This is a genomic window from Agrobacterium sp. fls2-241-TYG-188a, from assembly GCF_030209845.1.
This window is the reverse complement of the sequence record NZ_JARVRD010000002.1, coordinates 1,067,494-1,093,230: the sequence shown is the minus strand read 5'-3', so window position 1 is coordinate 1,093,230 and position 25,737 is coordinate 1,067,494. Positions and strand designations below refer to the sequence as shown.

Genomic DNA, 25,737 nt, shown 5'->3' with positions numbered 1-25,737 from the left:
ACTGTCGAGATTTTTAGGAAACCTTCATTGCCGCCATCTTTTACGTCCGTCACCGATAGCGCACTAATTGCGATAGATAACCTCGCGGACCGTGCTAGCGCACTGACGAACCCAACCCTGCGACTTGGCGTGACGGGCCTTTCAAGAGCTGGAAAGACCGTGTTCATATCGTCTCTGGTCCACAATCTTCTGAACGGAGGCCGTCTTCCGGTTTTTGAAGCCATGCGCTCCGGTCGGGTATCGAACGTGAGGCTGGAACCGCAGCCTGACGACGCAATCCCCCGCTTCCAGTATGAGGACCATATTCAGGCTCTGGTTCGGGATCGGATCTGGCCGGAATCGACACGCGCTATCTCTGAATTGCGCATTACGCTCGATTATCAAAGCGCAAGCGGATGGGGCCGCTTTTTCTCACGCGGGCGCCTTGCCATCGACATCGTCGACTATCCCGGCGAATGGCTTCTCGACCTTCCGCTTCTGTCGCAGGACTACAAGACATTCAGCGATAATACCCTGTCGTTGGCTGGAAGCGGTGTGCGCGCGGAATTGGCGCGTGAATGGCTGGAGATCGCTCATTCTCTCGATATTGACGCTCCCGCAGACGAGATGACGGCTAGACGGCTGGCCGAGAGCTTTGCAACATATTTGCGCGCCTGCAAATCGGATGAACGTTCGCTTTCCACCCTGCCGCCAGGACGGTTCTTGATGCCGGGGGATCTGGAAGGCTCGCCTGCCCTCACCTTCTCTCCGCTTCCCGGCCTCATCGAGGGCAAGGCACCTAAGGGCTCCCTCCGCGCCATGATGGAACGGCGGTATGAGGCTTACAAGACGATTGTCGTGAAGCCGTTCTTTCGGGAACATTTCGCGCGTCTCGACAGGCAGATCGTCCTGATCGACGCACTCCAGGCGGTCAACCGCGGGCCAGAGGCTGTGCAGGATCTGGAGCGCGCCCTGGGCGACGTGCTTGCATGTTTCCGGCCCGGAAAGAACAGCTTGCTCTCGTCGCTCGTCGGCCGCCGTATTGACAAGGTTCTGGTGGCAGCGACAAAGGCTGATCACCTTCACCATGAAAGCCACGACAGGCTGGAGAGCCTCACCCGTCGCCTCGTTGATCGCGCCGTCACCACAATTGGCATGAGCGGTGCGGGCATCGACGTGATGGCGCTCGCCTCCGTAAGAGCGACCAAAGAGGCGAGCGTTCGCCAGGATGGCCAGTCGCTTGCCGTCATCGTGGGAACACCGATTGCGGGTGAAAAAATCAACGGCGAAACCTTCGACGGCAATCGCACCACGGCCATCTTCCCTGGCGATTTGCCCGAAGACCCGGAACCTCTGTTTCGGGCTCTGGATGTCGGTGGTGCCGGAACTGATCTGCCGGACGTCAATGTTGTCAGATTTCGCCCACCAAAGCTGGAAGAAACCAGCAGCGGCATGAAACTGTCCGTGCCGCACATCCGGCTGGACCGGGCCATGCAGTTTCTGTTTGGAGACAAGCTCGCATGAATGATGACGACAAGAACTCCAGCCGCCGACCGGCGGCCTTTCCCCTTGAAGGCGACGTGTCTCAACCTCGCACAATTGAGGCGAGACGTGCGCCGCGCAGTTTCGATACAGACTTTTCCCTGACACCGGAAGCGGAAGACCCGTTTCTTGCCCCGGAAGAAGTGGACGCCGCCGCGCTGCCAGTCGCGGCGCCACGCAGGCGTCGTTTTTCCTTCGCGAAGCTGGCGATGGGCGCGATAGGCGTTCTCCTTTCACTGGCTTTCGGCCTCTGGGCAGATCAGCTCATCCGCGATCTCTTTTCGCGATCGGACTGGTTGGGCTACACCGCAAGCGCCGCTTTGGGCATTGCTGTCTTTGCCGTACTGGCGCTGGTTGCCCGCGAGACCATCGGCATCATGAGGTTGAACGCTGTCCAGTCGTTGAAAGAGGACGCAGCGGTTGCGGCACTGGAGAAGAAACCTGGCGCCGCTCGCGCGATCATCACCCGCTTGAATGCCGTTCTGTCGCACAGGGCGGAGACCGCAAAGGGCCGGGCAGCGCTTAAAGAAACGGAAAACGATGTCATCGACGGGCCGCATCTGATTGAGCTTGCTGAACGCGAGCTTTTGACACCGCTTGATCGTGAAGCACGCGCGCTGATCCTCAATTCGTCCAAGCGTGTTTCGGTCGTCACCGCAGTCAGCCCCCGGGCGGTTGTTGATCTCGCCTATGTCCTGTTTGAAGTGACCCGGCTCGTTCGAACGATGGCGGAGCTCTATGGCGGTCGTCCGGGAACGCTTGGCATGTTGCGGCTGCTGCGCGACGTGATCGCGCATCTGGCGGTAACCGGATCGATTGCCGTCGGCGATGGTCTTGCGCAGCAGGTGCTTGGTCATGGCCTTGCATCGAGGCTTTCGGCGCGGTTGGGTGAAGGTGTCATAAACGGACTGATGACCGCACGAATCGGAATCGCAGCCATGGATCTCTGTAGACCCCTGCCATTCAAAGCGCTGCGTCGCCCCGGCATAGGCGATTTTGTGTCCGATCTGGCACCGGATCTGATGTCAGGAAAAAATAGCCAGAAGCCCTGAGCTGAAGGGTTACACCGCCCGAAAGGTTACGGCGGGACACGTCTTCATCGACCAAATAAACCAAGCATTAACCATTCCCGGCATAAATTGACCCAACACAAAACGGCCAATTCGCCAGGGAAAGTATCATGTATTCGCGCTTCTTTTCGCTACTTGGCGGACTTGCCGCCGCCATGTCCTTTAGCAGTGGACTGGCAGTCTCCGATGTTCAAGCTGCTTCGCGCGATGACCAGTTCTTTGGCTCTGTTGCGGGCGTATGGTCGGGCCCAGGCGAGATTGTTGCTGGCAAATACAAAGGCACGAAATTCACCTGCGACCTGACGGGCGAGCCGCTGTCTGACAAAGATACCGGCATCAAGCTGGGTGGCACGTGCCGCGTGGGCGTCTTCAAGCAGCCGATGTCTGCTGTCATCTCCAAGAATGGCAACAGCTATGAAGGCAAGTTTCTTGATGGCGCGGAAGGCAAGGGCCTGGACATCGTTTCCGGACAGGTCAGCGGCGACAAGGTCGTTGTCGGCATCAACCGGGCAAAGCTGAACGGCGCCATGGTTGCGCGCGTGACCAACAACACATCCATGAATATTACGATCTCCGTCAAAGTGGCAGATCAGATGGTGCCGGTTATCGGTCTCACTCTCGCGCGCAACGTCGATCAGATCGCCGTCGGGTCTATCAAGGAATAGACCAAAACGCGCTGATCAAACCTCTGGAAACGGGAGTGTCCACCACTCCCGTTTTTCGTTTGCGCGTTTGATGCCGGTCGTGTCTGCATCACTGAGCCAGGACGCTATGTCCCTGCCCTTCACCCTGATGTCTGGCGCGATATCTGCCAGCGGCAAAAGCACGAAACCACGCTCTGTCATTCTTGGATGCGGTATCTCGACACGTTCCGTGACAATCGACTCATCGCCGAAGGTCAATACATCGATATCGATTGTCCGCGGTCCCCATCGCTCAAGACGCACACGCTTCATGTCACGTTCGATATCGAGGCAAAGATCGAGCAGGGCTTCGGCGGCCAGCGTCGTCTCGATCATGGCGCAGCAATTGAAAAAATCCGCCTGATCTGTTTTTCCCCAGGGCGGCGTGCTGTAGAGATGCGAGACGGCCAAGAGGTTGCAATCTTCGTGCATGGCCAATGTTGAAAGAGCCTGCGCCATTGCAGCAGGTGGATTGCCAATATTTCCGCCGAGACCGAGCGTCGCGATCGTCATGCTCTCAGCCACGCTGCTCGACGCTGACCTGGGCATAGTCGAGAATTCCGGGAACAGGTGCCGATGGCTTTCGAACGGTGATCTTGACGCGGACGATCTGCGGGTAGCGATGCCGCAATGCGGTGGCAATATCATTTGCCAAAGCCTCGATCAGGTACCGGCGCTGACCGGCCACGATTTTCTCGATGACATCGAAGGCAACGCCGTAGTCGACCGTGTTGGAAATATCGTCCGTTTCTAGCGCGTTTCCGGCCTCAACTTCCATCTCCGCATCCACGAAGAAACGCTGACCCAGCGTCTCCTCCTGCGCGAGAAGTCCGTGGCGGGCGAAAAACGAACAGTTCTTCAGCAGTATCGTGTAAAGGCTCATTGTTGGCCCTCCCCTTTTATGTTTCGTTTCTGCCTGAGAACGGCATCTGCAATTGCCAGAGCATCGCGCGTCATGGCGACATTATGTACTCGAAAAACAACCGCTCCGGCCATCCTGAGAATTGCGGTCGTTGCGGCTGTGCCCACGTCTCGCTCCTCCGCCGTTTCCCTGCGCGTCAGGGCGCCGACAAATCGCTTCCGGGACGTTCCCGCAAGAATAGGAAATCCGAAGGCGGAAAGCTCATCGAACCGCGACATCAGAGCAATATTTTCAGCCTCGTCCTTTGCAAAACCGAAACCAGGGTCCAGGACTATTGCGCCTCTTTCGATACCGGCCTTCTGGGCGATATCGAGGGAAGAATTAAGGAAAGCGTATTGATCTTCGATGACATCATCGAGCTTCTGCCGCTCGCGGCCCGTATGCATGATGCAGACGCCGGCGCGGGCAGCCGCAACCACGGCGGCCATGTCATCATCCTTCTGGAGACCGAAAACATCGTTGACGATATGAGCCCCGGCCTTGAGCGCAAGCTCCGCCGTTGATGCGCGATAAGTGTCTACCGAGATCACCGCATCGCTTTCTTTCCTGAGTTTTTCAATGACAGGCAGGACGCGGTCCTGCTCCTGCGCGTCACTCACGGCCAGCGCGCCAGGCCTCGTTGATTCGCCGCCGATATCGATGATGTGGGCACCTTCCTCGACGCAGGAGAGCGCGCGCGAGACCGCCTCTTCAGCCGCCAGATACAGTCCACCATCCGAAAATGAATCCGGTGTTGCATTGACGATAGCCATAATAAGGCCATCCCCATCAAGTTTCAGGGAGCGCCCATGCGCGACTTGCCACACATTGTCACTGGCTGTTATCACGTAACATCACGCCTTTCCGGAATAACGGAGTCCCCGCCATTCGTAATCTGTTCACTGCGCCTATGCAGCAATTGCAGGGCAAGTTCAACCGGAAGACCCCGCCGATGAAGCATAAGTCGCTAGTGCTTAGCACAGTCATTGCCGGTGCGTTTCTATTCTGTGGTCCACAGGCGGCTATGGCGGAGGCGCTTATCAGCAAATCCTTCTCCTATTTTACCATTGGCGGGAAGACGGCTGAGGATCTGGACCAAGAGCTTTCCCGCCGTGGTCCGATGACGAAATCCACCGGCGCGCGCCATCCGGGCGCCACGGAAATCAAGTTTGGCGGGGAGTTGACCTATGTCGAGCAGAATGGCCGATGCGGCGTAGGAAGCGTGCGGGTAAAACTTCACACGAAGATTCTCCTGCCTCGCTGGACGAACCGGAAGCGGACCTCCGCAGAACTTGCGCTGATATGGGACACGCTGGCTGCGGACATCAAGAGGCATGAAGAACGCCACGCCGAAATTGCGCGCAACTACGCGCGCATTCTGGAAAAGCGCCTGTCTTCGCTGCGTCCGCAAAAAAGCTGCGACGAGATACAGTCGCTGGTGGGCAAGACGACGCAAGAGGTCATGAATGCACATGACAAGGATCAGCTTCGCTTCGATGTTGTGGAGTCGAAGAATTTCGACGCGCGCATGACGCGCCTGCTCAAAAACCGTCTGATGCAACAACGGTAGACGCCGCTTGGATGAGAGAATTCGATTGCAGAACAGTCAGCTGTCCGCTTTTTCTCACATGCAGCATGAACGACAAACCCCACGCACATGTCGATATTGATCAATGAATTCTTGCCGTGGCGGTGAAACGCCGACTCGCCTATCGATTGACCTAAGGGTTTTTATTCAATTGCGTTCATTCGACCATCATCGTTGTCTCCCGGCACGTATGACACCTCGGGTGTCTCCTCCTTCGCCCGAAGGTGATGTGCCCACCTCGCCTCGCTTGTCCCGCGAAACGGAAAGCGAGGCTTTTTGTGTGTGGAAACCGGAGTGAAAAGGTTGAGGGGCGTATCAACCCTGCCGTTCGGGCACGTGCACGACCAGACCATCCAGAGCGTCGGTCATTTTGATCTGACAGGAAAGCCGTGAGGTAGGACGGACGTCGAAGGCAAAGTCCAGCATATCCTCTTCCATCGGCTCTGGCGGGCCAACCCGCTCACTCCATGCCTGATCGACATAGACGTGACAGGTCGCGCAGGCGCAGGCGCCCCCACATTCAGCATCAATGCCGGGAACGGAATTGCGCATGGCATTTTCCATGACGGTAGAGCCGTTGCTCACGTCCAGTTCATGCGGCGTACCGTCGAAGGCGACGATGGTCAGTTTGGTCATGTCGGGATTCCAGAGAAGTGTTTGAGAATGTTTCTAAACAAATAGAAAGGCCGGGTCCGCTTGGCAACCCGTCAATGCGGATGCCAGGCGAAACCGGCTTTAAAAATTTTGGTCGGCCCTGTTAGCGGCAGAGCTTCAAGATGAAGTTTTCGGCCTCAATGACGGTGGTTGCTACCTTGGCCAGAGCGGCGCTGTCGCGACTGCCGTTCTCCACCGCTTCGGCGGCCGCAGAGACATTGAATGCTCCAACTGCGTCCGCAGAACCCTTCAGACGATGCGCGATGCCCTTCATTCCGGCGTCATCTGCCGCAGCGAGGTCATGGAGCAAAGTGCGGGCATTACGGGTAAAGAGCTTGAGTATTTCGATCTCCAGCTCCTTGTCACCCATTGTCTGACGGGCCAGGTGCGTGAAATCGATTGGCTTGCTGCTGGCGGGTGCCGCGCTGCCATAATTGTCCGGAGCTTCGAATGCGATACTCAACGCTGCCATTTTGCATATTCCTCGTTTGGGCCAGTTTCTTGTTTTGAGGCACATCTGTCCTGCTATTACGCAGACTAGGATTTCGATGAGCTTAAATTGGGGCACCAGACGCCGGCAAATCTTTCGCTATGGTTAATTTATGCTAAACTTAGGAGAAACAAGGCTTTCCGCGCGCGACCTCGGTTTAAAAACTGTTAACAAGCCATCCGTGATCCATCGCAGTCTCGCGGCATTAATTGTTTCAAAGGCGCAAATGTGTCACTACGATACTTCCGTATTGCACGACCTCGACACCGGTTGTGCAAATTCGGCGAGCACATGAATATCGCCTGAAAGCCCGACAACGAGCTCTCAGGAAATGGTAAGACAAGACACTATATACCGGCTGGTACCGTGTCTTGAGGCAATGTGGCGTCCATCCGCGCACAAGCGGCGAATGGATGGATGGCATGAGGCCGGGCGTAGAGTAACGAGGCGTAAGCGTATGGCGAATAACAAGATAAGCGACTCGATTGATGAGACTGCGTTTCAGGCATTGGAAGATGCCCTGCAGCTCGGCGCATACGAAACCAAGCCTGAGCCTCAGAAGAAATCGTCTCCAAAGCCTGCGGAGGCCCGCGTGCCAGAACAGCCAAGAGTGCAGGAACAGAGAAAATCCCGCCCAGCCGAACCGGCAACGCCGCCACGCGCTGCACCAGAACCCGCGCCCAGATCGCCGTCTCTGGAAGCCGCGAATGATGGCACGAAGCGCAGCCCTGCCATGATTTTGAAATCCCTTGACGCCGGCTCGATGGCCGGCGCGCTGCGTAATGCAGGGATTTTTTCCGTTCTATGGGCCATTGCCGGCGTTGGCCTTGCCAATGTCATCTATGGCGACCTCATCTGGAACGTCAGTTCCCTCGCGGCACTCTTCGCCATCCCCGGCGTCATGGCCATCATCGTCGGCGTCATCGTGCCGATCATGCTGTTCTTCGCCTTTGCGATCATGATGGCGCGCGCCCGCGATCTGCGCAACGCCGCCCGCTCCATGGCGGAAGTCGCACTTCGCCTTGCTGAACCAGAAACCATCGCATCCGAACGGATCATGTCTGTGGGTCAGGCCGTTCGCCGCGAAGTTTCGGCCATGAACGATGGCATCGAACGGACGATTGCGCGCGCAACGGAACTCGAAACGCTCGTTCATTCCGAAGTCAATGCGCTGGAGCGTAGCTACGCCGATAACGAACTTCGCGTGCGCAGCCTCGTGCAGGAACTGAGCGCAGAACGCGACGCAATCATCAATCACGCCGAGCGTATTCGCTCGTCCATCGTCGGCGCACAGGATCAGATCAAGGAAGAGCTCTCCATCGTCGGTGAAGAGCTTTCCATGCGTCTCGCCACGAGTGGTGAGGCATTTGCGACGATGATCGACACCCGCTCTGCGGCGCTGCTTGAGAAGTCGCGTATCTCCACCGAAGCAATGGGCACCCTGATTTCGGCTAAAACCGACAATCTTCTCAAGGCCCTCAATACGTCCGGCGCGACGCTATCGAACGAATTCGACCTGCGTCTGCATGATCTCAGCACCACGCTCGATGAACGCGGTAAACTGCTTCTGGAGCAGTTTGCGACGCAGGCATCGAACCTCAGCACCGGCACGGACAACCTCAACCAGTCTCTCGAGGAGCGGACACGGCTTCTCAACGACATACTTTCGAAGCGTACGCTGGAAATCGGCCAGAATATCGAGCGCGGGCAACAGGTCATCGGCGGCTCTCTTGACAATGTTCTCGATAAGCTGACGACAACGCTTGAAGAAAAAGGCCTGTCTTTCCGCCAGAGCCTGCAAAATTCTGCAGACGATGCGATCATGGATATGGATCTGCGCTCGGGGCTCTTCGAGGAAAAGCTTCAGACAACGGTCGGCCTTGTCAATTCAGCCTTTGATGAGCGTGTCGCAGAGTTCGCGACCGCCTTCGACCAGCGCGCTGGCACTCTCGACAGCAAATTGATGGAAAGCCTCGCGCGGATCAATGAGACGGTTGCCGGCGGTACCGACTCCATCGATGGCATGCTCAATTCTGGCATCGAACGCCTCAGCACCACCCTCACCGACCAGTCCTTTGCGCTTGCAACGGCCCTTGGAACGGGTCAGGAAATGCTGGAAAGCACGCTGGAAAGCCACAGCCTTGAACTCAGCAAGGCCATCGGCGCTCGTACGGCGGAAATTACAGGCGCCTTCAGCGATACACATCAGAAAATCGACGCGGTTCTGGCGGAGCGCAGCACGGCCCTGTTTGGCGCTCTCGCTGCTACGCAGGATCGTTTCGATCTGGCCCTGGCCGACCGAGCCGAAGCCATTACCGGCTCCGTGTCTGGCACCGCCCAACACCTTGCAGCACTTCTCGAAGAGCGCGCTGCTGCCATCAACAATATTGTAGCAGATGTCGAACGGCGACTGGCAGAGACACTGGACAGCCGCGCTGCTGCCATCACCGGCGCGGTATCCGGCGTCGAGGAGCGCCTTGCGGACACTCTCGACGTTCGCACGGCAGCAATCCACCATGCCGTTGCCGGCGTTGAAGACCGTATCGCCGATACGCTGGAAAGCAGAACCGCCGCACTGGCCAATGTTGTCTCGGGTGCGGAAAGCCGGATTGCGGAAACGCTCGACAGCAGAACCGCAGCCCTCAGTGGCGTCGTATCTGGCGTGGAAGAGCGCATCGCGGACACGCTCGATAGCCGCACGATGGCCATCGACATGGCGTTTTCGACTGCTGAAGAACGTCTTTCCGAGACGTTGGACAACCGCACATCGGCTCTGAACACGGTCGTTTCCGGTGTCGAAGAGCGCATAGCAGACACGCTTGACAGCCGTACCATGGCACTCGACATGGCGTTCTCGGGCGCGGAAGAGCGCATCGCGGAAACTCTCGATTCTCGGACAGCCGCTCTCAACACTATCGTATCCGGTGTGGAAAGCCGCATTTCCGATACGATCGAGAATGGCACGAACGCACTCACAAATGTCGTAAGTGGCGTTGAAGACCGGATTGCTGAAACACTGGATAGCCGGACGGCCGCTCTCAACAGCGTGGTCTCAGGTGTAGAAGAGCGCATCGCTGATACGCTCGACAGCCGCACCATGGCTATCGACATGGCGTTCTCCGGTGCGGAAGAGCGTATTGCGGAAACTCTCGACTCCCGGACAGCCGCTCTCAGCAGCGTCGTATCAGGCGTTGAGGAGCGTATCGCCGATACACTCGACAGCCGCACCATGGCCATCGACATGGCATTCTCCGGTGCGGAAGAACGGATCGCGGGAACGCTCGATACACGGACGGCTGCCTTGAGCAACGTTGTTTCAGGCGTCGAAGACCGCATTGCCGAAACCCTGGACAGCAGAACCGCAGCGCTCAACTCCGTTGTCTCTGGCGTGGAGGAACGCCTCGCAGATACGCTCGACAGCCGTACCATGGCCATCGACATGGCTTTCTCCGGTGCGGAAGAACGCATCGCAGAAACGCTGGATAGCCGTACAGCGGCCCTGAGAAGCACCGTTTCTGGTGTTGAAGAACGTATCGCCGACACGCTTGATAGCCGCACACTTGCCATTGACATGGCATTCGCCGGTGCCGAGGAACGCCTTTCCGAAACTCTGGAAAATCGTGCGCAGGCGCTGACCAACACCGTATACGGTGTGGAAGGGCGCCTCGCCGAGACCCTGGAAAGCCGTACATCTGCCCTGCAGAACGCTGTATCCGGCGTTGAAGACCGCATCGCTGATGTCATGGACAGCCGCGCGCTTGCAATCGACATGGCAATTTCGGGCGCTGAAGAGCGGATTACCGAAACGCTGGACAACCGCGCCCATGCACTGACCCAGTCTGTAACCGATGCAGAGCAGCGTCTTGCCTCCACCGCTTCAACTCTTGAAGAAGCGTTGTCCGTTGGCCATCTTCGCCTCGATACGATGCTTGGCGTTCAGGCAGATGCGATAACGAGAACGGTTGAGCGCAACAGCGGGCTTATCGAACAAACGGTCGGCACTGCTGCGACACGCATCGAAACCGCCATCGAAGGCGGCGCAGGCCGCTTCTCCGAGACCATGGAAAATGGCGTTTCACGCCTGGAGAACAATCTGGTCTCCTCGCATGAGCAGCTTCGCACCACGCTCGATCAGCACCACGGAGCCTTCGCAGAAACCTTGGGTTCCGCTCAGGAGCGCATCAACGATCTCCTCTCCGAACAGGCCATGTCCATCGGCACGACGATCGCATCGAGCGCAAGTATGCTGGAAATGTCTCTGGAGACACAGCAGGAAGCCATTCAGCGCACGATCGACACCAGCGTTGCGACACTTGAGGAGCGCCTGCGCAACAGCGCAAGTGCCGTTTCCGCCCGCATGGATGACGCCGCACAGCAAATCGGTGGCGCGGCAGAGGCACTCTCGCAGCGTGTCGAGCAGTCTGTTACCGCTGTTTCCACCCGCCTTGATGAAACAGGCGCACGTCTTGAAACCAACATCGACGGTCTGCAGACGCGTCTCCAGGCCGATCTGAGCACGGTCAATTCTTCCATCGAAGATGCCAGCCGCAAGATTTCCGAAACACTCGATGGCAAGACCGCGGATTTCGTACGTACCAGCGACGATGCCACGCAGCGTATCGCAGGTGTTCTCGACAGTGGCACGGCCCGCATCGACGAACGTCTCGGCACCATGGATCGCGCGCTCAATATCGGCCTTGAGAACGTCAACCGTACCATCGAAGGCAAGGCGACCAATCTCGCTGTCACCCTGCGGGATGCGGTGGTCAACGCCACTCAGACCATGGATGGTGAAGCCCTGCGGTCGACGGAAATCCTCGCCAAGACGGGTTCCGATTTCGCCGAGCAGATGAAGACCCGCAACGACGAGTTTGCCCGCGCCATCGAGCAGCGGTCGGAAGATATCGTCGGTCGTATATCCGAAGCTCAGGGTCGCCTCTCGGGCCAGGCCGCAGCGGTCGCCCAGACATTCTCGGAAGCTGGCAATGCCATCGTCAACAAGGTGGCGGAGGCCGAGGCTGTCGTCCGTTCGCAGGTTGGCGCAATTTCCGAAACGCTTTCTGGCGTAGAGAGCTCGCTGGACGCCCGCGGCGAATCCATCCGCTCGACACTGGACAGCCGCACACGCGAACTCAACTCCATGCTCGCAAGCCGGTCTGCCGAGTTGTCCCGCCTCATCGAAGAAAAAGCCAAGCCTATCGTCAATGAATATGCGACGATTGGTCAGAATGCTGCCGAAAAGATTGTGACTGCAGCACAGCAGAGCGCAAGCCTGCTGGCGGAAAGCAACAGCGGCATGGCGCAACTGGTCGAGCAGGCCATCGGCGATTACGCCAAGGCTGGCGCAGACGCCGCAGACAAGCTGGTATCGGCTACCCGTCAGAGCACGACGATGCTGTCCGAAACGCATTCCGGCATGGCAAATGTCGTCACGGACGCGGTAGACAGCCTCAATGTCGCGGTCGCGCGCGCCTCGCAGGAGTTCAAGGCAGCCGATCACTCGCTCAATACTGCTGCGACGAGCTTCTCGGACTCCGCATCTCGCGCCGCTGACATGGTTTCGAGCTCGAGCCGCCTGCTGGAAGGCAAAATTGATCGCCTGTCCAATATCTCCGGCCAGACATTGTCGCAGGTTGCAGGGATCGTTGGCCGCTTCGAGGAACATTCCTCCGTGCTTTCGCAGGCCTCCGAGCTGCTGAGTGCAGCCCAGACAAGCCTTGTCGGAACGCTGGAAGAACGCCAGGAGGCACTTCGCACACTTTCCGTTGGCCTGCTGACCCGTTCCGAAGAAATCGAGAACTCCATGAAGGGTGTCATGGGCGTTGTTGAACAGACCCTTGCACAGGCCGAACAGCGTGCGGCCAATGTTGCGGGTAATCTGCGCGATAACCTGAGTTCTTCCTTTGACCACATCGGTCGCTCGCTGGACGAGACAGAAAATCGCGCGCAGCTCGCGGCACAGAATATGCGCGGTGCGCTGCTCTCTGCCGGTGAGGATGCAAGCCGTTCTATCGAAGGCACGATGGCGGACGCACAGAAATACTCCGACGAACTGGTCAACCGCCTGCGCGGCGGTGTCGCCTCCTCGCTTTCGGATGTGGACAAGCTGCTTGGCAACGCCACCGACAAGTCTGCCGCCGCAGCCGCCGTTCTTCGCGATACACTGCGTGAAGCCGTGGAAGAAGCGGTCGCGCGGTTTGCGGGTGCAACGGATGAAATCCGTCGCTCCAGCGTTGATATCCGCAAGGAGCTCGACCAGACGCGTGCTGAGCTGAAACGAGGTGCCTTCGATCTGCCGGAAGAGGCGAAGGAAAGTGCTGCGGCCATGCGTCGTGCGGTTTCCGAACAAATCAAGGCGCTTCAGGATATTTCTCAGCTCGTCGGACGCTCGACACAGCAACTGGAAATCTCCGAACCTGCTGCACGTGCCATCGCTGCAACCAGACAGGCGCCAGCACCGCAGAGCCAGCCGCAGCCGCAGCCACGCGTAGAACAGCCGCGTCCTCAGCCAGCGGCGTCCACCGTGGTTCCGCCTTCGCCTGCTCTGGCCCGCCCTGCACAGCAACCGGTTGCGCAGCCACAGCCATCAGCACCGCAGTTCCGCACCACGCAGCCAACTGAAACCCGTGCCGTGCCGCCACAGGCAGGCCTTGCAGCTCCGGCACAGCGTCGTGAAGATGGCGGTGGCTGGATCAGCGATCTCCTGCGCGGAGCGTCGCGTGATGCTCAGGAGGCAAGCGCTGCTGCTCCGAGACAATCGGCCGAGCCTCAGACCCGTGCAGCGGATCCGCGCAATCCACGTCACGTGGTGGAATCGCTTAACTCCCTTTCGGTCGATATCGCACGCGCGATTGACCATGATGCGTCGGTGGAGCTTTGGGGTCGCTACCAGAGAGGCGAACGCGACGTCTTTACCCGCCGCCTCTACACGCTGAAGGGTCAACAGACCTTCGACGAGATCAAGCGGAAGTATGAGCGCGAAGCGGAATTCCGCACTGCGGTCGATCGCTACATCTCCGATTTCGAAAAGCTGCTTGCAGATGTTGCAAGGACCGATCGCGATCGGACGGTTACGCAGTCTTACCTGACATCCGATACCGGCAAGGTCTATACGATGCTTGCCCACGCCGCTGGCCGTTTCAACTAAGTCGCTGTCGGGAACAGTCACAGCCCTTCCGGTTCTGCCGGGAGGGCTTTTTTTTGCTGTTCCACCATGCCTTGAAGAAAAACATCACAGGATTTATATGGAGGTTGCGAGGACGACCTCGGCCATTTTGGTGACAGCATACGGGACGGCCCGGAACTTTCGGGAGTATCCATGCGAACCATCGCAGATCGTATCCGCCACGCACTCAGCTTCGAAATTATTGGCCTTATCCTTGTCATACCTTTGGGCGCCTGGGTTTTTGGAGTGCCCGCTGAGGATATTGGCGTCGTTGGCGTTGTCAGCGCCACGATCGCAACGGCCTGGAACTACCTCTATAATCTGGCTTTCGACCACGCCATGAAGCGGTTCAGGGGTACGACGCAGAAGACGACGGTCATTCGCGTTGCCCATGCAGTCTTGTTCGAACTCGGCCTGCTGGTCGTGCTCATGCCATTCATCGCCTGGTACCTGAACATCACCCTCATGCATGCACTGGTCATGGACGTGTCATTCGCCCTTTTCTACGTCCTCTACGCCTTCGTCTTCAACTGGTGCTACGATCGGCTGTTTCCGCTACCCGAGTGGAAAACGGAAATGCAGACGAAGTGACGAAAACAGAAACGCCGCGCATCTTTCGATACGCGGCGTTTAAAATTCGGAAATTCACAGGCTTAAAGCGAGCGGAGCGTCCAATTGACGATCTCTCGCGACGATGAGGCAAACGCGTTGTCCAACGCCTTTACGAGGTTTGCATTGCCGGAGCCGCTAACCCTCGCGCTTGAGCGGAAAACTTCCTGCGCCCTGACCGTGCCGTTCTTGTCGTTGAGCAATTTCACCGAAATCTCGATATAGGCAATGTTCTTCGTCGTATCGACTTCGAAGGCGCGGATGTCGGTCACGACCTGATAGTCGATTGCGAGGCCCTGCCCCGGACGTCCGACGCCGCCGAGCTTTCCTGTATCTTCAAAAGCTTCCACAAGCTTCGACTGCACCATACGCGGCAGCTTGTCGCTCCACTGTGAGTTGGCGAGGTATTGCACCTCGGAGCCCGACAGGCGTACGACGATATTCTCGCTGTCCAGCGCTTTCAAAGCGGTTGGATCCGCAATCAGCAACTGGCGCGACTTCAGGGATGGTGCCTGCGAGACCTGCGGCGATGACACGGAAAGATCGAACGTATCATTCTTGGCACTCCCACCGCAGCCGGTGAGCAAGCCAGCCATGACCGGCAGCACGACAAGAAGACCGGTTTTGGCCGCGCGAACACCCGGCCTGCGCATCAACAAAACTCTCAAATTCCTAACCCCCGTCAACGCCTTGTCCGGCCATCATACTGTTTCACGTTCTCGCCGCCGAAGATCAGGCGTTGCGGATCGCGATCGAAATTCGTGATCGTATTGTTGAGATTGTCCACTGTCTGACGGGTGCTGCCGATCAGCGCCTGGAAATCCTTCAGGCCTGAGCTGGAGAACCGCGCCAGATTGTCGGCAATCGGACCGATACGTGTGTTGAGATTATCCGCAACGGCCTTGAAGGACGCCAGCGTTTCCCGCGCCTTTGCAAAAAGCGAATTGGCATCATCGGTTCCAAGCAGACCGTCAACTTTCGCAAGAATTCCATCGACACGGCTCGACGCGGAATTCAGTTTGCGTGACATATCGGTGAAATCGGCAATTGCCTGATCGATATCCGGGCGACGCGTACCGACATCGTCAGCAATTTGACGGAAGGTCGAGATGGCCTGTCTCGCATCGGCGGTAGCAGCAGACACATCCTCCACCGCATTGCTGACCTTGGCTGCATCCACAGACGCCAGCAGCTCATCCGCACGTTTGACGACGACCTGAACCTCGGCACTTGCCTGTTCGAAATTGCGTGACGTCCGCTGCACCGTTTCCATGACATCCTGAATTCCGCCGGAAGACGCGGCAACATCGGCAGTCACCTTGTCGACATTGGTCAGAATGGAGTCAATCTTCTGGGAGTCGACAGCTTTGACGAGATCCTCAACCGCCGTCAGTGTGCTATCCAGGCGGACAGAGACGGACTGAACGGTGGTGGAAAGCGAGCTCAGGCTTTCAAGAAAGTTCTCGATACCATCGGAGTTGGAAGCAAGCGCGTTGGAAAACTTCTCGGCATTGCGAACCGTCTGTGTGAGTGGGCCGCGCGCGTCCTGCACAAAGCCCTGCAACTCGCCGATTGCGCCATCCGCCCTCCGAAGAATCTTGTCGGCGGTTGCCAGAAGGTTCGTTACGCTGGAAAGGTCGGCTGTCAGCTCTGCGGGAACGCCCGTATCGAACGACTTCTGCAGGATCCGCTCTTCATTGTTGCGTCCACCGGAAAGCTCGATATAGGCAGCGCCCGTCAGGCCCTGAATTTCAAGCACGGCACGTGTCGAAGGAAACACAGGCGCGTCTGCCTGCACTTCGGTAAAGGCAATCGAATATGCGGGGTCATCGCGGTCGATGGAAAGGCCGCGCACCGTACCAACGGGAATGCCGTTGAACCGCACGGGTGAGCCAACCGACAGGCCATTGGCTGAGCCTGGAATGCGGATGGTCAGCTGTGCGGTTGGGCCGCCTCGTCCAAATTCCGCCATCCAGTAAACGAAGCCAAAGGCGGCTGCGATCACGATCAGCGTGAAAATCCCGACGATGGTGTAATTTGCCTTGGTTTCCATGGCTATCCGTTACTCCCCGGAATTTGTTGCGTGCCATCCGGCAGGACGACGGCGCGAGCCCGCTTTCCGCGGAAATATGATTGAACCCAAGGATCGTCGCTATCGAACATTTCCTCGAGTGTGCCTTCAACGGCGACTTTCTTGTTGCCCAGTACGGCTATCCGGTCGCAAACCGAGAACAGGCTGTCCAGGTCATGCGTCACCATATAGACCGTCAGTCCAAGCTGGTCACGCAAGCGCGCGATCAACATATCGAATTCTGCAGCGCCGATAGGGTCCAGACCGGAGGTGGGCTCGTCCAGAAAGACGAGGTCCGGATCGAGCGCCAGCGCGCGCGCCAGTGCGGCACGCTTGATCATGCCGCCGGACAGTTCCGATGGATATTTGTCCGCCGCATCGGCTGCCAGACCGACCATCTCGATTTTCAGAGCTGCTAGCTCGTCCATCAACTGCTGCGGCAGATCGAGGTACTCCCGCATCGGAAGCTGGATGTTTTCCTTGACCGTCAAGCCGGAAAACAGAGCGCCCTGCTGAAACAATACGCCGAGGCGGGTGTCGAGCGCCATGCGCTCCTCTTCCGTCGCCTTGTCGTAATCGGTACCCAGAATCTTGATCGTGCCATCCTGACGCGGCAACAGCCGCAGAACGGCGCGCATCAACACGGACTTGCCGGCGCCGGAAGGCCCGATAAAGCCAAGAATTTCGCCGCGGTAGACATTCAGATCGAGATTATCGAGCACAACCTTGTCGCCGAAGGCAACGGTCACGCCTTCGACCGAAAGGATCACTTCCCGATCTTCCTGATTGCTGTCTTTCTTTACTTCCGAATCCTGCACAGCCTCTCCTTAAAAATCGATGGCTGCATAGAAGATGGCAAAGACGCCATCGACCAGAATGACAACAAAGATGGATTTAACCACTGACGACGTAACGTGCTGCCCCAGGGACTCTGCACTTCCGCCCACCTTCATGCCCTCGACAGCCGCGACGATGCCGATGATCAGCGCCATGAACGGCGCCTTGATCATGCCGGAAGCGATGGTTGAAGCCTCGACCGCGGAGTGAAGACGGGACACGAAGACTTCGAAGGTGATCCCTGAATATAGAAGCGAAACCACAGCCGCGCCGAACAGAGCCGCGAAGTTTGCGATGATGGTCAGCAGCGGCAGCGCGATGGTCAGCGCCACCAGCCGTGGGAAGACGAGCACACCGACCGGGTTCAACCCGATGACCTTCAATGCGTCGATTTCCTCACGCATTTTCATGGAGCCGATTTCAGCGGTGATCGCGCTGCCGGACCGGCCAGCAATCATGATCGCCGTCAGGAGAACACCAATTTCACGCAGCTGAAGAATGCCCACGAGGTCCACGACGAAGACTTCCGCGCCGAAATAGCGGAGCTGGAACGCGCCCTGCTGGGCAATGATCGCGCCAATCAGGAAGGACATGAGCAGGATGATGGGCACCGCACGCACGCCCATATGATCGATCTGGTTGACGATGGCTGCCGGCGAAACGCCTCGGCCACGGCCAAGCTTCATCTGCGCGCCACGCACGGCGGAGCCGAGGATGTACATGCCAGCCAGAAAATCCGCGCCAGCCTGAATGACATTCTTGCCGATCGGATCGAATATTCGCTCAACCAAGCCCTTTTTGTTTGATTCCTTTGGTGCAAGCGGTGCCTCGTCAGGCAGGGCACTGATAATGCCCTCTATTCGCTCGTTGCCCTCAAAAGAGACCTGGGTGCCGGCCTGCTCCATTCTGTGGCGCATACGGCGCAAGATCCACGCGCCCGTCGTATCGATGTTATCGACATCGGATAGATCAACGGTGATGGAGCCAGAGGGGTTGGATTTTTCGATCTTTTCGATGTCGGAAAGAACTGAGGCTATATTGGCGTTGCGCCATGAACCGCTCAGGGCATAGCGCACAGCCCCGCCGCTCGCGTCCTCATCGGATGAGATCGCTGCCGGTTGCGCCTGTTGCCGTGTTTCGAGTTCTTGCATCTTGCTCCGAGCGCATGCAGCCTATTAAAGATTCTTAACGATTCATATCGAGTGACGGATCACCAAGCCACAGCACTGGAGGCGAAATCCGGAGTTTTTTCGCTCGTTTACCAGTTTATGCACAGACCCGAGGCTAATTTTGATGCGTCGTTACATTCAAGCAACAGCTGAAACATTTCCGGTTGCAGGCAGCTTCACCATTTCACGCGGAAGCCGAACGGAGGTTCATGTCGTGCGCTGCACAATCGAACAGGATGGTGTTCGAGGAACCGGCGAGTGCGTGCCCTATCAACGCTATGGCGAAACGATAAAGGGGGTCCTTGCGGATATTATGAGCGTGGAACAGGCGATCGCGGCAGGCCTGACGCGGGAGGACCTGCAACAGGCAATGAAGCCCGGCGCCGCGCGCAATGCCGTGGATTGCGCCCTGTGGGACCTGGAAGCCAAACTTACGGGCAAGAGCGTGTCTTCGACCTTGATGTCAACGAAGCCGGTGCCAATCGTGACGGCGTTCACGATTTCTCTTGGCGATGCGCAGACCATGGCCACCCAGGCGGCGGACAATGCGCAACGGCCCCTATTGAAGATAAAGACCGGGACACCGGATGACGAGGCACGCCTGCGCGCCGTTCGCGCGGCAGCTCCGAAGGCGCGCATCATCATCGACGCGAATGAAGGCTGGACGGACAACAATATCGAGCATCACTTGAAAATTGCCAGAGAACTGGACATCGCGCTGATCGAGCAACCACTGCCAGCCGGAAGAGATGATATTCTCTCGCGCATCGAGCGGACTGTTCCAATCTGCGCCGACGAAAGTGTGCATCTAACAAAAGATCTGGCTTCGCTGCGTGATCGCTATGACGCCATCAACATCAAGCTCGACAAGACAGGCGGCTTGACCGAGGCGCTGATCATGAAAAAGGAGGCGCAGCGCCTGGGCTACACCATCATGGTTGGCTGTATGCTCGGCACATCCTTAGGCATGGCCCCCGCCCTTATGCTGGCGCAAGACACCGAGTTTGCCGATCTGGACGGCCCACTCCTGCTCGCTAGGGACAGGGAACCGGGTCTTCGCTACGAAGGATCGATGGTTCACCCGCCGCAGCCGGAGCTGTGGGGATGAACTGACGCTACCGCTCAAGCCGCATAGGTATCGATGAGCTTGGGGAAGACCACGGGCTCAAGTGTCCCGACGGTGTTATCCTCGGTCTTGTCATCGGACTTCATCCATGTGATCAATTCGAAGGAGCCGTCGGTATTCTCTGCGATGGCCGTGCAGCTTTCCACCCAATCGCCGGTGTTGATGTAACGGATGCCATCGATATCCTCCATCACAGCATGATGGATGTGGCCACAGATGACACCATCGACCTTGTTGCGACGGGCTTCGTCGGCGACCACCCGCTGAAATTCTCCGATGAAGTTGACAGCGTGCTTGACCTGCAGCTTCGCCCAGGCGGAGAAGGACCAGTAAGGAAGGCCGATGCGGCGGCGTACAGCGGCAATTGCCACGTTCAGCGCAATGGCTGCGTCATAGGCCCAATCGCCGAGATAGGCCAGAAGCCTTGCGTTGCGCACCACGACATCGAATTCGTCGCCGTGGATGACAAGATACTTCTTGCCGTCGGCGGCTTCATGGATCATCCGCTCTGCCACTTCGATCCCACCGAAATGGGTACCGGGAAACTCGCGAAGAAATTCGTCGTGATTTCCGGGAATATAGACGATGCGTGTTCCCTTGCGGGCCTTGCGAAGAAGTTTCTGCACCACATCATTGCAGCCTTGTGGCCAGTACCAGCTGCGGCGCAGACGCCAGCCATCGATGATATCGCCAACGAGGATGATGGTATCGGCCTCATGATGGCGCAGGAAATCCAGAAGGAAATCCGTTTTGGCCGCTTTAGAGCCAAGATGCACATCGGAAATGAAAAGCGTTCTGAACTGTCTGGCTTCGGTTTGCGCGGCCATGGAATTCTTCCCCCGTCTCGGCAACTTTCCTCTCTGCAAAACCAGACTCGTGTTTCAGCAAGATGACAGACCGAGATTTACAACCATCACGCTGCATTTTTCCGAGATACCTAAACTACCGTTTTTGCGCCTCCCGAATGAAATAAACGGCTGTACGGCTGGGCCGATTGTTGTATGCAAAGGCCTCCAAGAAACTTGAAATAAGCGGTGGATAGAATGAGTTCTCAGGATACGGGCAAGACGCAAAACACAAACGCCAATGCGGATCTGGAAGAACAGGCGCTTTTCTATCATCGTTACCCGCGCCCGGGAAAACTTGAAATTCAGGCGTCCAAGCCCCTTGGAAACCAGCGCGATCTGGCGCTTGCCTATTCACCCGGTGTTGCAGCACCCTGCCTTGCCATTCACGAAAATCCTGAAACGGCGGCTCAATACACGGCGCGTGCCAATCTGGTTGCGGTGATTTCGAACGGCACGGCGGTCCTCGGCCTCGGCAACATCGGACCTTTGGCCTCCAAGCCCGTCATGGAAGGCAAGGCGGTCCTCTTCAAGAAATTCGCCGGCATCGATGTTTTCGACATCGAAATCGATGCGCCCGGCATCAACGACATGGTTTCCACCATTTCTGCACTGGAGCCGACCTTCGGCGGCATCAATCTGGAAGACATCAAGGCGCCCGAGTGCTTCGAAGTGGAACGTCAGCTCCGCGAGAAGATGAACATCCCCGTGTTCCACGATGACCAGCACGGCACGGCCATCATTGTGGCTGCGGCGGTTACGAACGCGCTCGAACTCGCCGGAAAATCGATCGGCGACGTCAAGATCGTGGCATCCGGTGCGGGCGCTGCCGCGCTCGCCTGCCTCAATCTTCTGGTCGTTCTCGGCGCCAAGCGCGAGAACATCTGGGTTCACGATATTGAGGGCCTTGTCTATGATGGCCGTAACACGCTCATGGACGAGTGGAAGGAAGTCTACGCCCAGACGACCGACAAGCGCTCGCTCAACGAGACCATCGATGGCGCTGACGTCTTCCTCGGCCTTTCAGCTGCTGGCGTGCTGAAACCGGAACTTCTGGCGCGCATGGCTGAAAAGCCGCTTATTCTGGCGCTCGCCAATCCTACACCCGAAATCATGCCGGAACTTGCCCGCCAGGCCCGCCCGGATGCCATGATTTGCACCGGTCGTTCGGATTTTCCCAATCAGGTCAACAACGTGCTCTGCTTCCCCTATATTTTCAGGGGCGCGCTGGATTGTGGTGCGACAAGCATCAACGAAGAAATGAAGATGGCTGCCGTTCACGCAATCGCTGAACTGGCGCGTGAGGAAGTTTCTGAAGTTGCGGCGAAAGCTTACAGCGATGAGACACCAATCTTTGGTCCGAACTACCTCATCCCCTCGCCGTTCGATCCGCGGCTGATCCTGCGTATTGCTCCGGCTGTCGCACGGGCAGCGGCTGCAAGCGGTGTCGCCTCCCGTCCGATTACCGATTTTGACGCCTATCTCGATCAGCTGAACCGCTTTGTCTGGCGCTCCGGCTTCATCATGAAGCCGATCTTCAACCTGGCGAAGACAGCCGAGAAAAAGCGGATCATCTTTGCGGAAGGCGAAGACGAACGTGTGCTGCGTGCTGCCCAAGTGTTGCTCGAAGAAGGTACTGGCATCCCGATCCTCATCGGTCGTCCGCAGATCATCGAAACCCGTCTGAAGCGGTTCGGTCTTCGCATTCGGCCAAACACCGATTTTGCCGTCGTGAACCCGGAAGACGATCCACGTTACCGCGACTATGTCGATGACTATTTTGCGCTTGTCGGTCGCGCCGGTATCAACCCGGAAGCTGCCCGCACAATCGTTCGTACCAACAGCACGGTCATCGGTGCTCTCTCCGTCAAGCGCGGTGAGGCAGACGCATTGATCTGCGGTCTGGAAGGCCGTTTCGACAGACATCTGCGCGACGTCAACCAGATCATCGGCAAACAGGAAGGCGCACATACGTTTGGAGGCCTCAGCCTGCTGATCACACAACAGGGTGCGCTGTTCCTTACGGATACCTTCGTAAATTACGAACCGACGTCGGAAGACATCGCTGAACTGGCGATCCTCTCCTCCAAGGAAATCAAGCGCTTCGGCATTACGCCGAAGATTGCACTGGCAAGCCATTCGAACTTCGGTTCGCGTGACTCAGAAAGTGCACGCAAGATGCGCCGCGCCCTTCAGCTGGTACGTCAGGCCGCGCCGGAACTGGAAATCGATGGTGAAATGCAGGGTGGCTCTGCCCTGTCGGAGACCCTTCGCAAGCGCGCCATGCCAAACAGCTCCCTGTCGGGCGAGGCCAATTTGCTGGTGTTCCCGAACCTCGACTCGGCAAACATCACGCTCGGCGTTGTGCGCACCATGACAGAAGGCTTGCATGTCGGCCCGATTCTTCTTGGTTCCGCCCTGCCCGTCCACATCCTGTCACCAACAGTGACATCACGCGGCGTGGTCAACATGGCTGCCCTTGCGGTGGTGCAAGCCTCCAATCCGTCGGAGTAAGCCAGAGTTAACATAATTTTGAGGTGCGGCTTGCCGCACTGCGATGCAGCATTATGTTACCATCAGCTAAACAGCGTCGTCCGTATTGCGCGGGCGACCCACGACAGAAGATGGCTCGCATAAGGCGGGCCAGGAAGACGGACGTATCATTGACCCCGCGCCGCCGCCGAGCGATTGGTACCTTGCTTACGCTGATGTTCGCCGTGCCGTTTTCGGCTCAGGCAGATCCCGTCTGCGATTCCCTGCGCGCGCAGCTGGAGCAGCCAAGGCAGGCCATCGGCAACACTGCTGAGGTGCGCAGATATGCGAACGCGCTGGCGCAGCAGAATATCCTCATTCGCCGGATCAGGAATGATATGCGCGGCTACGGCTGCTCGTCAGGCAGTGTCATTGTCTACGGAAATCCAAATGCCGAACTCTGCGCAGAGATCGGCGATGCGCTCGTTCAGGCGCAGGAAGACCGGGAAATGATCACGCAGGAGCGTGACAGAATGCTTGCCGAACGGCGGCAGAACAGCGGCAGCAACAACCGACAGCAAATTATGGCGGCTCTGGATGCGCAAGGCTGTCTTGACGAGCAGGCACCATCGATCACCACCATCGACCCGCCACAGGACCCTGACATGCGCGGCCCGGGTGATCCGTTTGAGCAACCCGGCTATTCCGATTATGGGCCGAACCCCGATATGCCCATGCAAGGTAGGCTTAGAACGTTATGCGTGAGAACCTGCGACGGCGCATTTTTCCCCATCGCATCCAACGCAACGCCGCTGGATTTCCGCTCGCAGGCAGCGCAATGCGAGCGAATGTGTCCAGGCACCCAGACGGAACTTTTTTATCACGCGCTTGAGGGCCAGGAAAGTTCCGACATGGTCTCTGCCAAGACTGGCCAACCCTACTCTTCGATGCCGACAGCTTTCGCCTATCGAGACAAGCCCACTTCCGAAAGGTCACCGTCCTGCAGCTGCAACATGGCGGCCTATCAGAATGATGAGAAGAAGCAGGATCAGGCGCCCCAGTCCACAGCGCTGCAAAATCAGTCCAGCATCACAACGATCAAGCCGAAGGGCAACGAAGAGTCGGCAAAACCTGCGCAAGAGCCGCAAAAACAGACGGCTTCGCCCATTCCCGAGCGAGATTATGATCCGGCGAAGAACAAGGTCCGCATGGTTGGACCACAGTTTCTGCCGGAGGAGCAAAGCCGAATCGATCTGAAAAATCCAGCTTTGAAGGGTGCGCAGCCACAACAGCAGTGATGGCCAGCTAAGACCTTCCCCACCTGTCGCGGAACACCAGCTCTTCAATAGGCAGCCGCTGACGCCAGCCTTTGACCGCAAGTTCCGGCTCCTGATAGAGCATGTCGACCCGGCCCAGACAGAGCCACGCGACGATTTCAATATGGTCGGGAATGCCGAGGATGTCCCGGATGTCCGCATCGTGGAAGATGCTGACCCAGCCAACCCCGATACCTTCCGCCCTTGCTGCCAGCCACAGGTTTTGTACGGCACAGACTGTGGAATAGACATCCATGCGGGGATTGTGTGTGCGCCCAAGAACGACGTCGCCGCCCCGTGTCGGATCACAGGTCACGCAGATCGAGAGCGGTGCCTTGCGAATGCCTTCGAGCTTCAGACTTCGGTAAAGCGCCTGCTTCTCACCCTTGAACATATCGGCCGCTTCTGCATTGGCGCGAGAAAACGCCTCCCAGGTACGCTCTTTCGTCGCCGCGTCGGTTACCAGTGTGAAGTTCCACGGCTGCATGAACCCGACCGAGGGGGCAGCGTGCGCGGCGCCAAGCAGTCTCTCAATAAGATCAGCCGGCAACGGGTCTGGCAGGAACTGATCGCGGACGTCCCGGCGCTCATGTATGGCGCGATAGACGGCGTCGACCTCGTCCTGCGAAAATTTACAGACAGGCCTGAGTGCCTGCTTCTGTTCGTCCGTCGGCATCGTCATTCCCCAACAATGCATGGCATAGCGCTTAACGCTTGCCAAGTAACAACGTGGCGCTGTCCTTGCGCTTCGGTCCATGGTATCAGGCCGGTCTTCTGACTTGGCTTCATCAACACATTTCCGCCTTCCCGAAACTTCAGTGGCATGTGGAAATATGCCTCGGCCTTACAGCGTTGGGCACGTCACGGATTTTCACCGTGTTCCCGATTCTCTCGCCTCGGGCGGGCACCTGATGCGAGCGCTTATGCAAGCCATGAGATCGAGATGCAAGCCGCTGGTGGCCGATTTCGTACGTGGCGGAACCGTGCTGCCCACCTGTGCATTCTATAGGCAAATGGAGTAAGACAATGGACGATTATAACGAACTTAGGCAGCAGATTGGTTCGGACCTCGACACGTTGAGCCGCATGGAACGCCCAAAGTCGATCTTCGAGCTTGCAGACGACTATTTGCTGGGCGACCCTTCATTGAAACGCCAGCTGGTTGAGGACATTATCAAGCAGGAAGCTGACAAGCGGAACATTGAGATCCACTGAGACCT

General features: G+C 57.7%; 21 protein-coding genes and 1 riboswitch. Of the genes, 10 read left to right on the top strand and 11 right to left on the bottom strand.

Annotated elements, in window-relative coordinates; all coding sequences use genetic code 11:
* Nucleotides 1–27: 27 nt before the first annotated feature.
* From QRN85_RS12040 to QRN85_RS12030, 3 genes are all read left to right on the top strand, one after another.
* Nucleotides 28–1,503 (top strand): YcjX family GTP-binding protein, encoded by a 1,476-nt coding sequence (locus tag QRN85_RS12040; protein WP_284758217.1) that lies wholly within the window; start codon nucleotides 28–30, stop codon nucleotides 1,501–1,503.
* Nucleotides 1,500–2,573, top strand: coding sequence for a YcjF family protein (locus QRN85_RS12035; RefSeq protein ID WP_284758214.1), 1,074 nt, complete (start codon nucleotides 1,500–1,502; stop codon nucleotides 2,571–2,573). The genes QRN85_RS12040 and QRN85_RS12035 overlap by 4 nt, the downstream gene beginning before the upstream one ends.
* 128 nt (nucleotides 2,574–2,701) lie before the next feature.
* Nucleotides 2,702–3,256 carry a hypothetical protein gene (locus QRN85_RS12030; RefSeq protein ID WP_062589774.1) on the top strand — a complete coding sequence of 185 codons (555 nt, stop codon included), beginning with the start codon at nucleotides 2,702–2,704 and terminating at the stop codon, nucleotides 3,254–3,256.
* A 15-nt stretch (nucleotides 3,257–3,271) separates the two neighbouring features.
* Here the strand turns inward: QRN85_RS12030 and folK are convergent, their stop codons facing one another.
* Genes folK through folP form a run of 3 tightly spaced genes read right to left on the bottom strand, consistent with a single transcriptional unit; the run spans nucleotide 3,272 to nucleotide 5,023 of the window.
* Complete coding sequence (gene folK / locus QRN85_RS12025; RefSeq protein WP_284758211.1) at nucleotides 3,272–3,787, bottom strand: 2-amino-4-hydroxy-6-hydroxymethyldihydropteridine diphosphokinase; 516 nt, start codon at nucleotides 3,785–3,787, stop codon at nucleotides 3,272–3,274.
* A gap of 4 nt (nucleotides 3,788–3,791) precedes the next feature.
* Nucleotides 3,792–4,157, bottom strand: a complete 366-nt coding sequence (gene folB / locus QRN85_RS12020; RefSeq protein WP_062589776.1) for a dihydroneopterin aldolase — start codon at nucleotides 4,155–4,157, stop codon at nucleotides 3,792–3,794.
* Complete coding sequence (gene folP, locus QRN85_RS12015; RefSeq protein WP_502870766.1) at nucleotides 4,154–5,023, bottom strand: dihydropteroate synthase; 870 nt, start codon at nucleotides 5,021–5,023, stop codon at nucleotides 4,154–4,156. Before folP ends, folB begins: the two co-directional genes overlap by 4 nt.
* Before the next feature lie 104 nt (nucleotides 5,024–5,127).
* Between folP and QRN85_RS12010 the strand changes: the two genes are divergently transcribed.
* Nucleotides 5,128–5,745, top strand: coding sequence for a DUF922 domain-containing Zn-dependent protease (locus tag QRN85_RS12010; RefSeq protein WP_502870765.1), 618 nt, complete (start codon nucleotides 5,128–5,130; stop codon nucleotides 5,743–5,745).
* 333 nt (nucleotides 5,746–6,078) lie between these two features.
* Here the strand turns inward: QRN85_RS12010 and QRN85_RS12005 are convergent, their stop codons facing one another.
* A complete protein-coding gene (locus QRN85_RS12005) occupies nucleotides 6,079–6,399 on the bottom strand; it encodes a 2Fe-2S iron-sulfur cluster-binding protein (RefSeq protein WP_062589779.1) in 321 nt (106 codons plus the stop codon).
* 121 nt (nucleotides 6,400–6,520) lie between these two features.
* Nucleotides 6,521–6,889 carry an Hpt domain-containing protein gene (locus tag QRN85_RS12000; RefSeq protein WP_062589781.1) on the bottom strand — a complete coding sequence of 123 codons (369 nt, stop codon included), beginning with the start codon at nucleotides 6,887–6,889 and terminating at the stop codon, nucleotides 6,521–6,523.
* 475 nt (nucleotides 6,890–7,364) lie between these two features.
* Between QRN85_RS12000 and QRN85_RS11995 the strand changes: the two genes are divergently transcribed.
* Together QRN85_RS11995 and QRN85_RS11990 are read left to right on the top strand one after the other, a co-directional pair.
* On the top strand, nucleotides 7,365–14,054 hold the full coding sequence (locus tag QRN85_RS11995; protein WP_284758206.1) for an apolipoprotein A-IV repeat region-like domain-containing protein: 6,690 nt from the start codon (nucleotides 7,365–7,367) through the stop codon (nucleotides 14,052–14,054).
* Between the two features lie 171 nt (nucleotides 14,055–14,225).
* A complete protein-coding gene (locus tag QRN85_RS11990; protein WP_284758205.1) occupies nucleotides 14,226–14,663 on the top strand; it encodes a PACE efflux transporter in 438 nt (145 codons plus the stop codon).
* 62 nt (nucleotides 14,664–14,725) lie between these two features.
* Here QRN85_RS11990 and QRN85_RS11985 read toward each other — a convergent pair whose 3' ends face one another.
* The 4 genes from QRN85_RS11985 to QRN85_RS11970 form a co-directional block, all read right to left on the bottom strand.
* Complete coding sequence (locus QRN85_RS11985; RefSeq protein ID WP_502870780.1) at nucleotides 14,726–15,277, bottom strand: ABC-type transport auxiliary lipoprotein family protein; 552 nt, start codon at nucleotides 15,275–15,277, stop codon at nucleotides 14,726–14,728.
* A gap of 86 nt (nucleotides 15,278–15,363) precedes the next feature.
* Nucleotides 15,364–16,734 (bottom strand): MCE family protein, encoded by a 1,371-nt coding sequence (locus tag QRN85_RS11980; RefSeq protein ID WP_112963469.1) that lies wholly within the window; start codon nucleotides 16,732–16,734, stop codon nucleotides 15,364–15,366.
* Nucleotides 16,735–16,736: 2 nt separating this feature from the next.
* A complete protein-coding gene (locus QRN85_RS11975) occupies nucleotides 16,737–17,570 on the bottom strand; it encodes an ABC transporter ATP-binding protein (protein ID WP_062589785.1) in 834 nt (277 codons plus the stop codon).
* A gap of 9 nt (nucleotides 17,571–17,579) precedes the next feature.
* Nucleotides 17,580–18,740, bottom strand: coding sequence for an ABC transporter permease (locus QRN85_RS11970; protein WP_284758202.1), 1,161 nt, complete (start codon nucleotides 18,738–18,740; stop codon nucleotides 17,580–17,582).
* A 142-nt stretch (nucleotides 18,741–18,882) separates the two neighbouring features.
* Here QRN85_RS11970 and dgcA point away from each other — a divergent pair, with 142 nt between their 5' ends.
* Nucleotides 18,883–19,866 (top strand): N-acetyl-D-Glu racemase DgcA, encoded by a 984-nt coding sequence (dgcA, locus tag QRN85_RS11965; RefSeq protein ID WP_284758200.1) that lies wholly within the window; start codon nucleotides 18,883–18,885, stop codon nucleotides 19,864–19,866.
* A 14-nt stretch (nucleotides 19,867–19,880) separates the two neighbouring features.
* Here dgcA and QRN85_RS11960 read toward each other — a convergent pair whose 3' ends face one another.
* The gene (locus tag QRN85_RS11960; protein ID WP_062589788.1) at nucleotides 19,881–20,711 is read right to left on the bottom strand and encodes a UDP-2,3-diacylglucosamine diphosphatase; all 831 of its coding nucleotides are present in this window, start codon (nucleotides 20,709–20,711) and stop codon (nucleotides 19,881–19,883) included.
* A gap of 216 nt (nucleotides 20,712–20,927) precedes the next feature.
* Between QRN85_RS11960 and QRN85_RS11955 the strand changes: the two genes are divergently transcribed.
* Together QRN85_RS11955 and QRN85_RS11950 are read left to right on the top strand one after the other, a co-directional pair.
* Nucleotides 20,928–23,243 (top strand): NADP-dependent malic enzyme, encoded by a 2,316-nt coding sequence (locus QRN85_RS11955; RefSeq protein ID WP_284758199.1) that lies wholly within the window; start codon nucleotides 20,928–20,930, stop codon nucleotides 23,241–23,243.
* A gap of 149 nt (nucleotides 23,244–23,392) precedes the next feature.
* Complete coding sequence (locus tag QRN85_RS11950; RefSeq protein WP_062589790.1) at nucleotides 23,393–24,499, top strand: DUF2865 domain-containing protein; 1,107 nt, start codon at nucleotides 23,393–23,395, stop codon at nucleotides 24,497–24,499.
* A 7-nt stretch (nucleotides 24,500–24,506) separates the two neighbouring features.
* Here the strand turns inward: QRN85_RS11950 and bluB are convergent, their stop codons facing one another.
* Nucleotides 24,507–25,193 (bottom strand): 5,6-dimethylbenzimidazole synthase, encoded by a 687-nt coding sequence (gene bluB / locus QRN85_RS11945; RefSeq protein WP_284758198.1) that lies wholly within the window; start codon nucleotides 25,191–25,193, stop codon nucleotides 24,507–24,509.
* 71 nt (nucleotides 25,194–25,264) lie between these two features.
* A riboswitch (cobalamin riboswitch) is annotated at nucleotides 25,265–25,444 on the bottom strand.
* Between the two features lie 99 nt (nucleotides 25,445–25,543).
* Here bluB and QRN85_RS11940 point away from each other — a divergent pair.
* Entirely contained in the window at nucleotides 25,544–25,732 is a 189-nt protein-coding gene (locus QRN85_RS11940) for a hypothetical protein (RefSeq protein ID WP_062589792.1), read from the top strand.
* The last annotated feature ends 5 nt before the right edge of the window (nucleotides 25,733–25,737 follow it).

Coding starts and splice junctions, on each gene's coding strand:
- QRN85_RS12035 (WP_284758214.1), top strand. CDS start 1,500: ATGAATGATGACGACAAGAACTCCAGCCGCCGACCGGCGGCCTTTCCC.
- QRN85_RS12030 (WP_062589774.1), top strand. CDS start 2,702: ATGTATTCGCGCTTCTTTTCGCTACTTGGCGGACTTGCCGCCGCCATG.
- folK (WP_284758211.1), bottom strand. CDS start 3,787: ATGACGATCGCGACGCTCGGTCTCGGCGGAAATATTGGCAATCCACCT.
- folB (WP_062589776.1), bottom strand. CDS start 4,157: ATGAGCCTTTACACGATACTGCTGAAGAACTGTTCGTTTTTCGCCCGC.
- QRN85_RS12010 (WP_502870765.1), top strand. CDS start 5,128: ATGAAGCATAAGTCGCTAGTGCTTAGCACAGTCATTGCCGGTGCGTTT.
- QRN85_RS12005 (WP_062589779.1), bottom strand. CDS start 6,399: ATGACCAAACTGACCATCGTCGCCTTCGACGGTACGCCGCATGAACTG.
- QRN85_RS12000 (WP_062589781.1), bottom strand. CDS start 6,889: ATGGCAGCGTTGAGTATCGCATTCGAAGCTCCGGACAATTATGGCAGC.
- QRN85_RS11995 (WP_284758206.1), top strand. CDS start 7,365: ATGGCGAATAACAAGATAAGCGACTCGATTGATGAGACTGCGTTTCAG.
- QRN85_RS11990 (WP_284758205.1), top strand. CDS start 14,226: ATGCGAACCATCGCAGATCGTATCCGCCACGCACTCAGCTTCGAAATT.
- QRN85_RS11985 (WP_502870780.1), bottom strand. CDS start 15,277: ATGGCTGGCTTGCTCACCGGCTGCGGTGGGAGTGCCAAGAATGATACG.
- QRN85_RS11980 (WP_112963469.1), bottom strand. CDS start 16,734: ATGGAAACCAAGGCAAATTACACCATCGTCGGGATTTTCACGCTGATC.
- QRN85_RS11970 (WP_284758202.1), bottom strand. CDS start 18,740: ATGCAAGAACTCGAAACACGGCAACAGGCGCAACCGGCAGCGATCTCA.
- dgcA (WP_284758200.1), top strand. CDS start 18,883: ATGCGTCGTTACATTCAAGCAACAGCTGAAACATTTCCGGTTGCAGGC.
- QRN85_RS11960 (WP_062589788.1), bottom strand. CDS start 20,711: ATGGCCGCGCAAACCGAAGCCAGACAGTTCAGAACGCTTTTCATTTCC.
- QRN85_RS11955 (WP_284758199.1), top strand. CDS start 20,928: ATGAGTTCTCAGGATACGGGCAAGACGCAAAACACAAACGCCAATGCG.
- bluB (WP_284758198.1), bottom strand. CDS start 25,193: ATGCCGACGGACGAACAGAAGCAGGCACTCAGGCCTGTCTGTAAATTT.
- QRN85_RS11940 (WP_062589792.1), top strand. CDS start 25,544: ATGGACGATTATAACGAACTTAGGCAGCAGATTGGTTCGGACCTCGAC.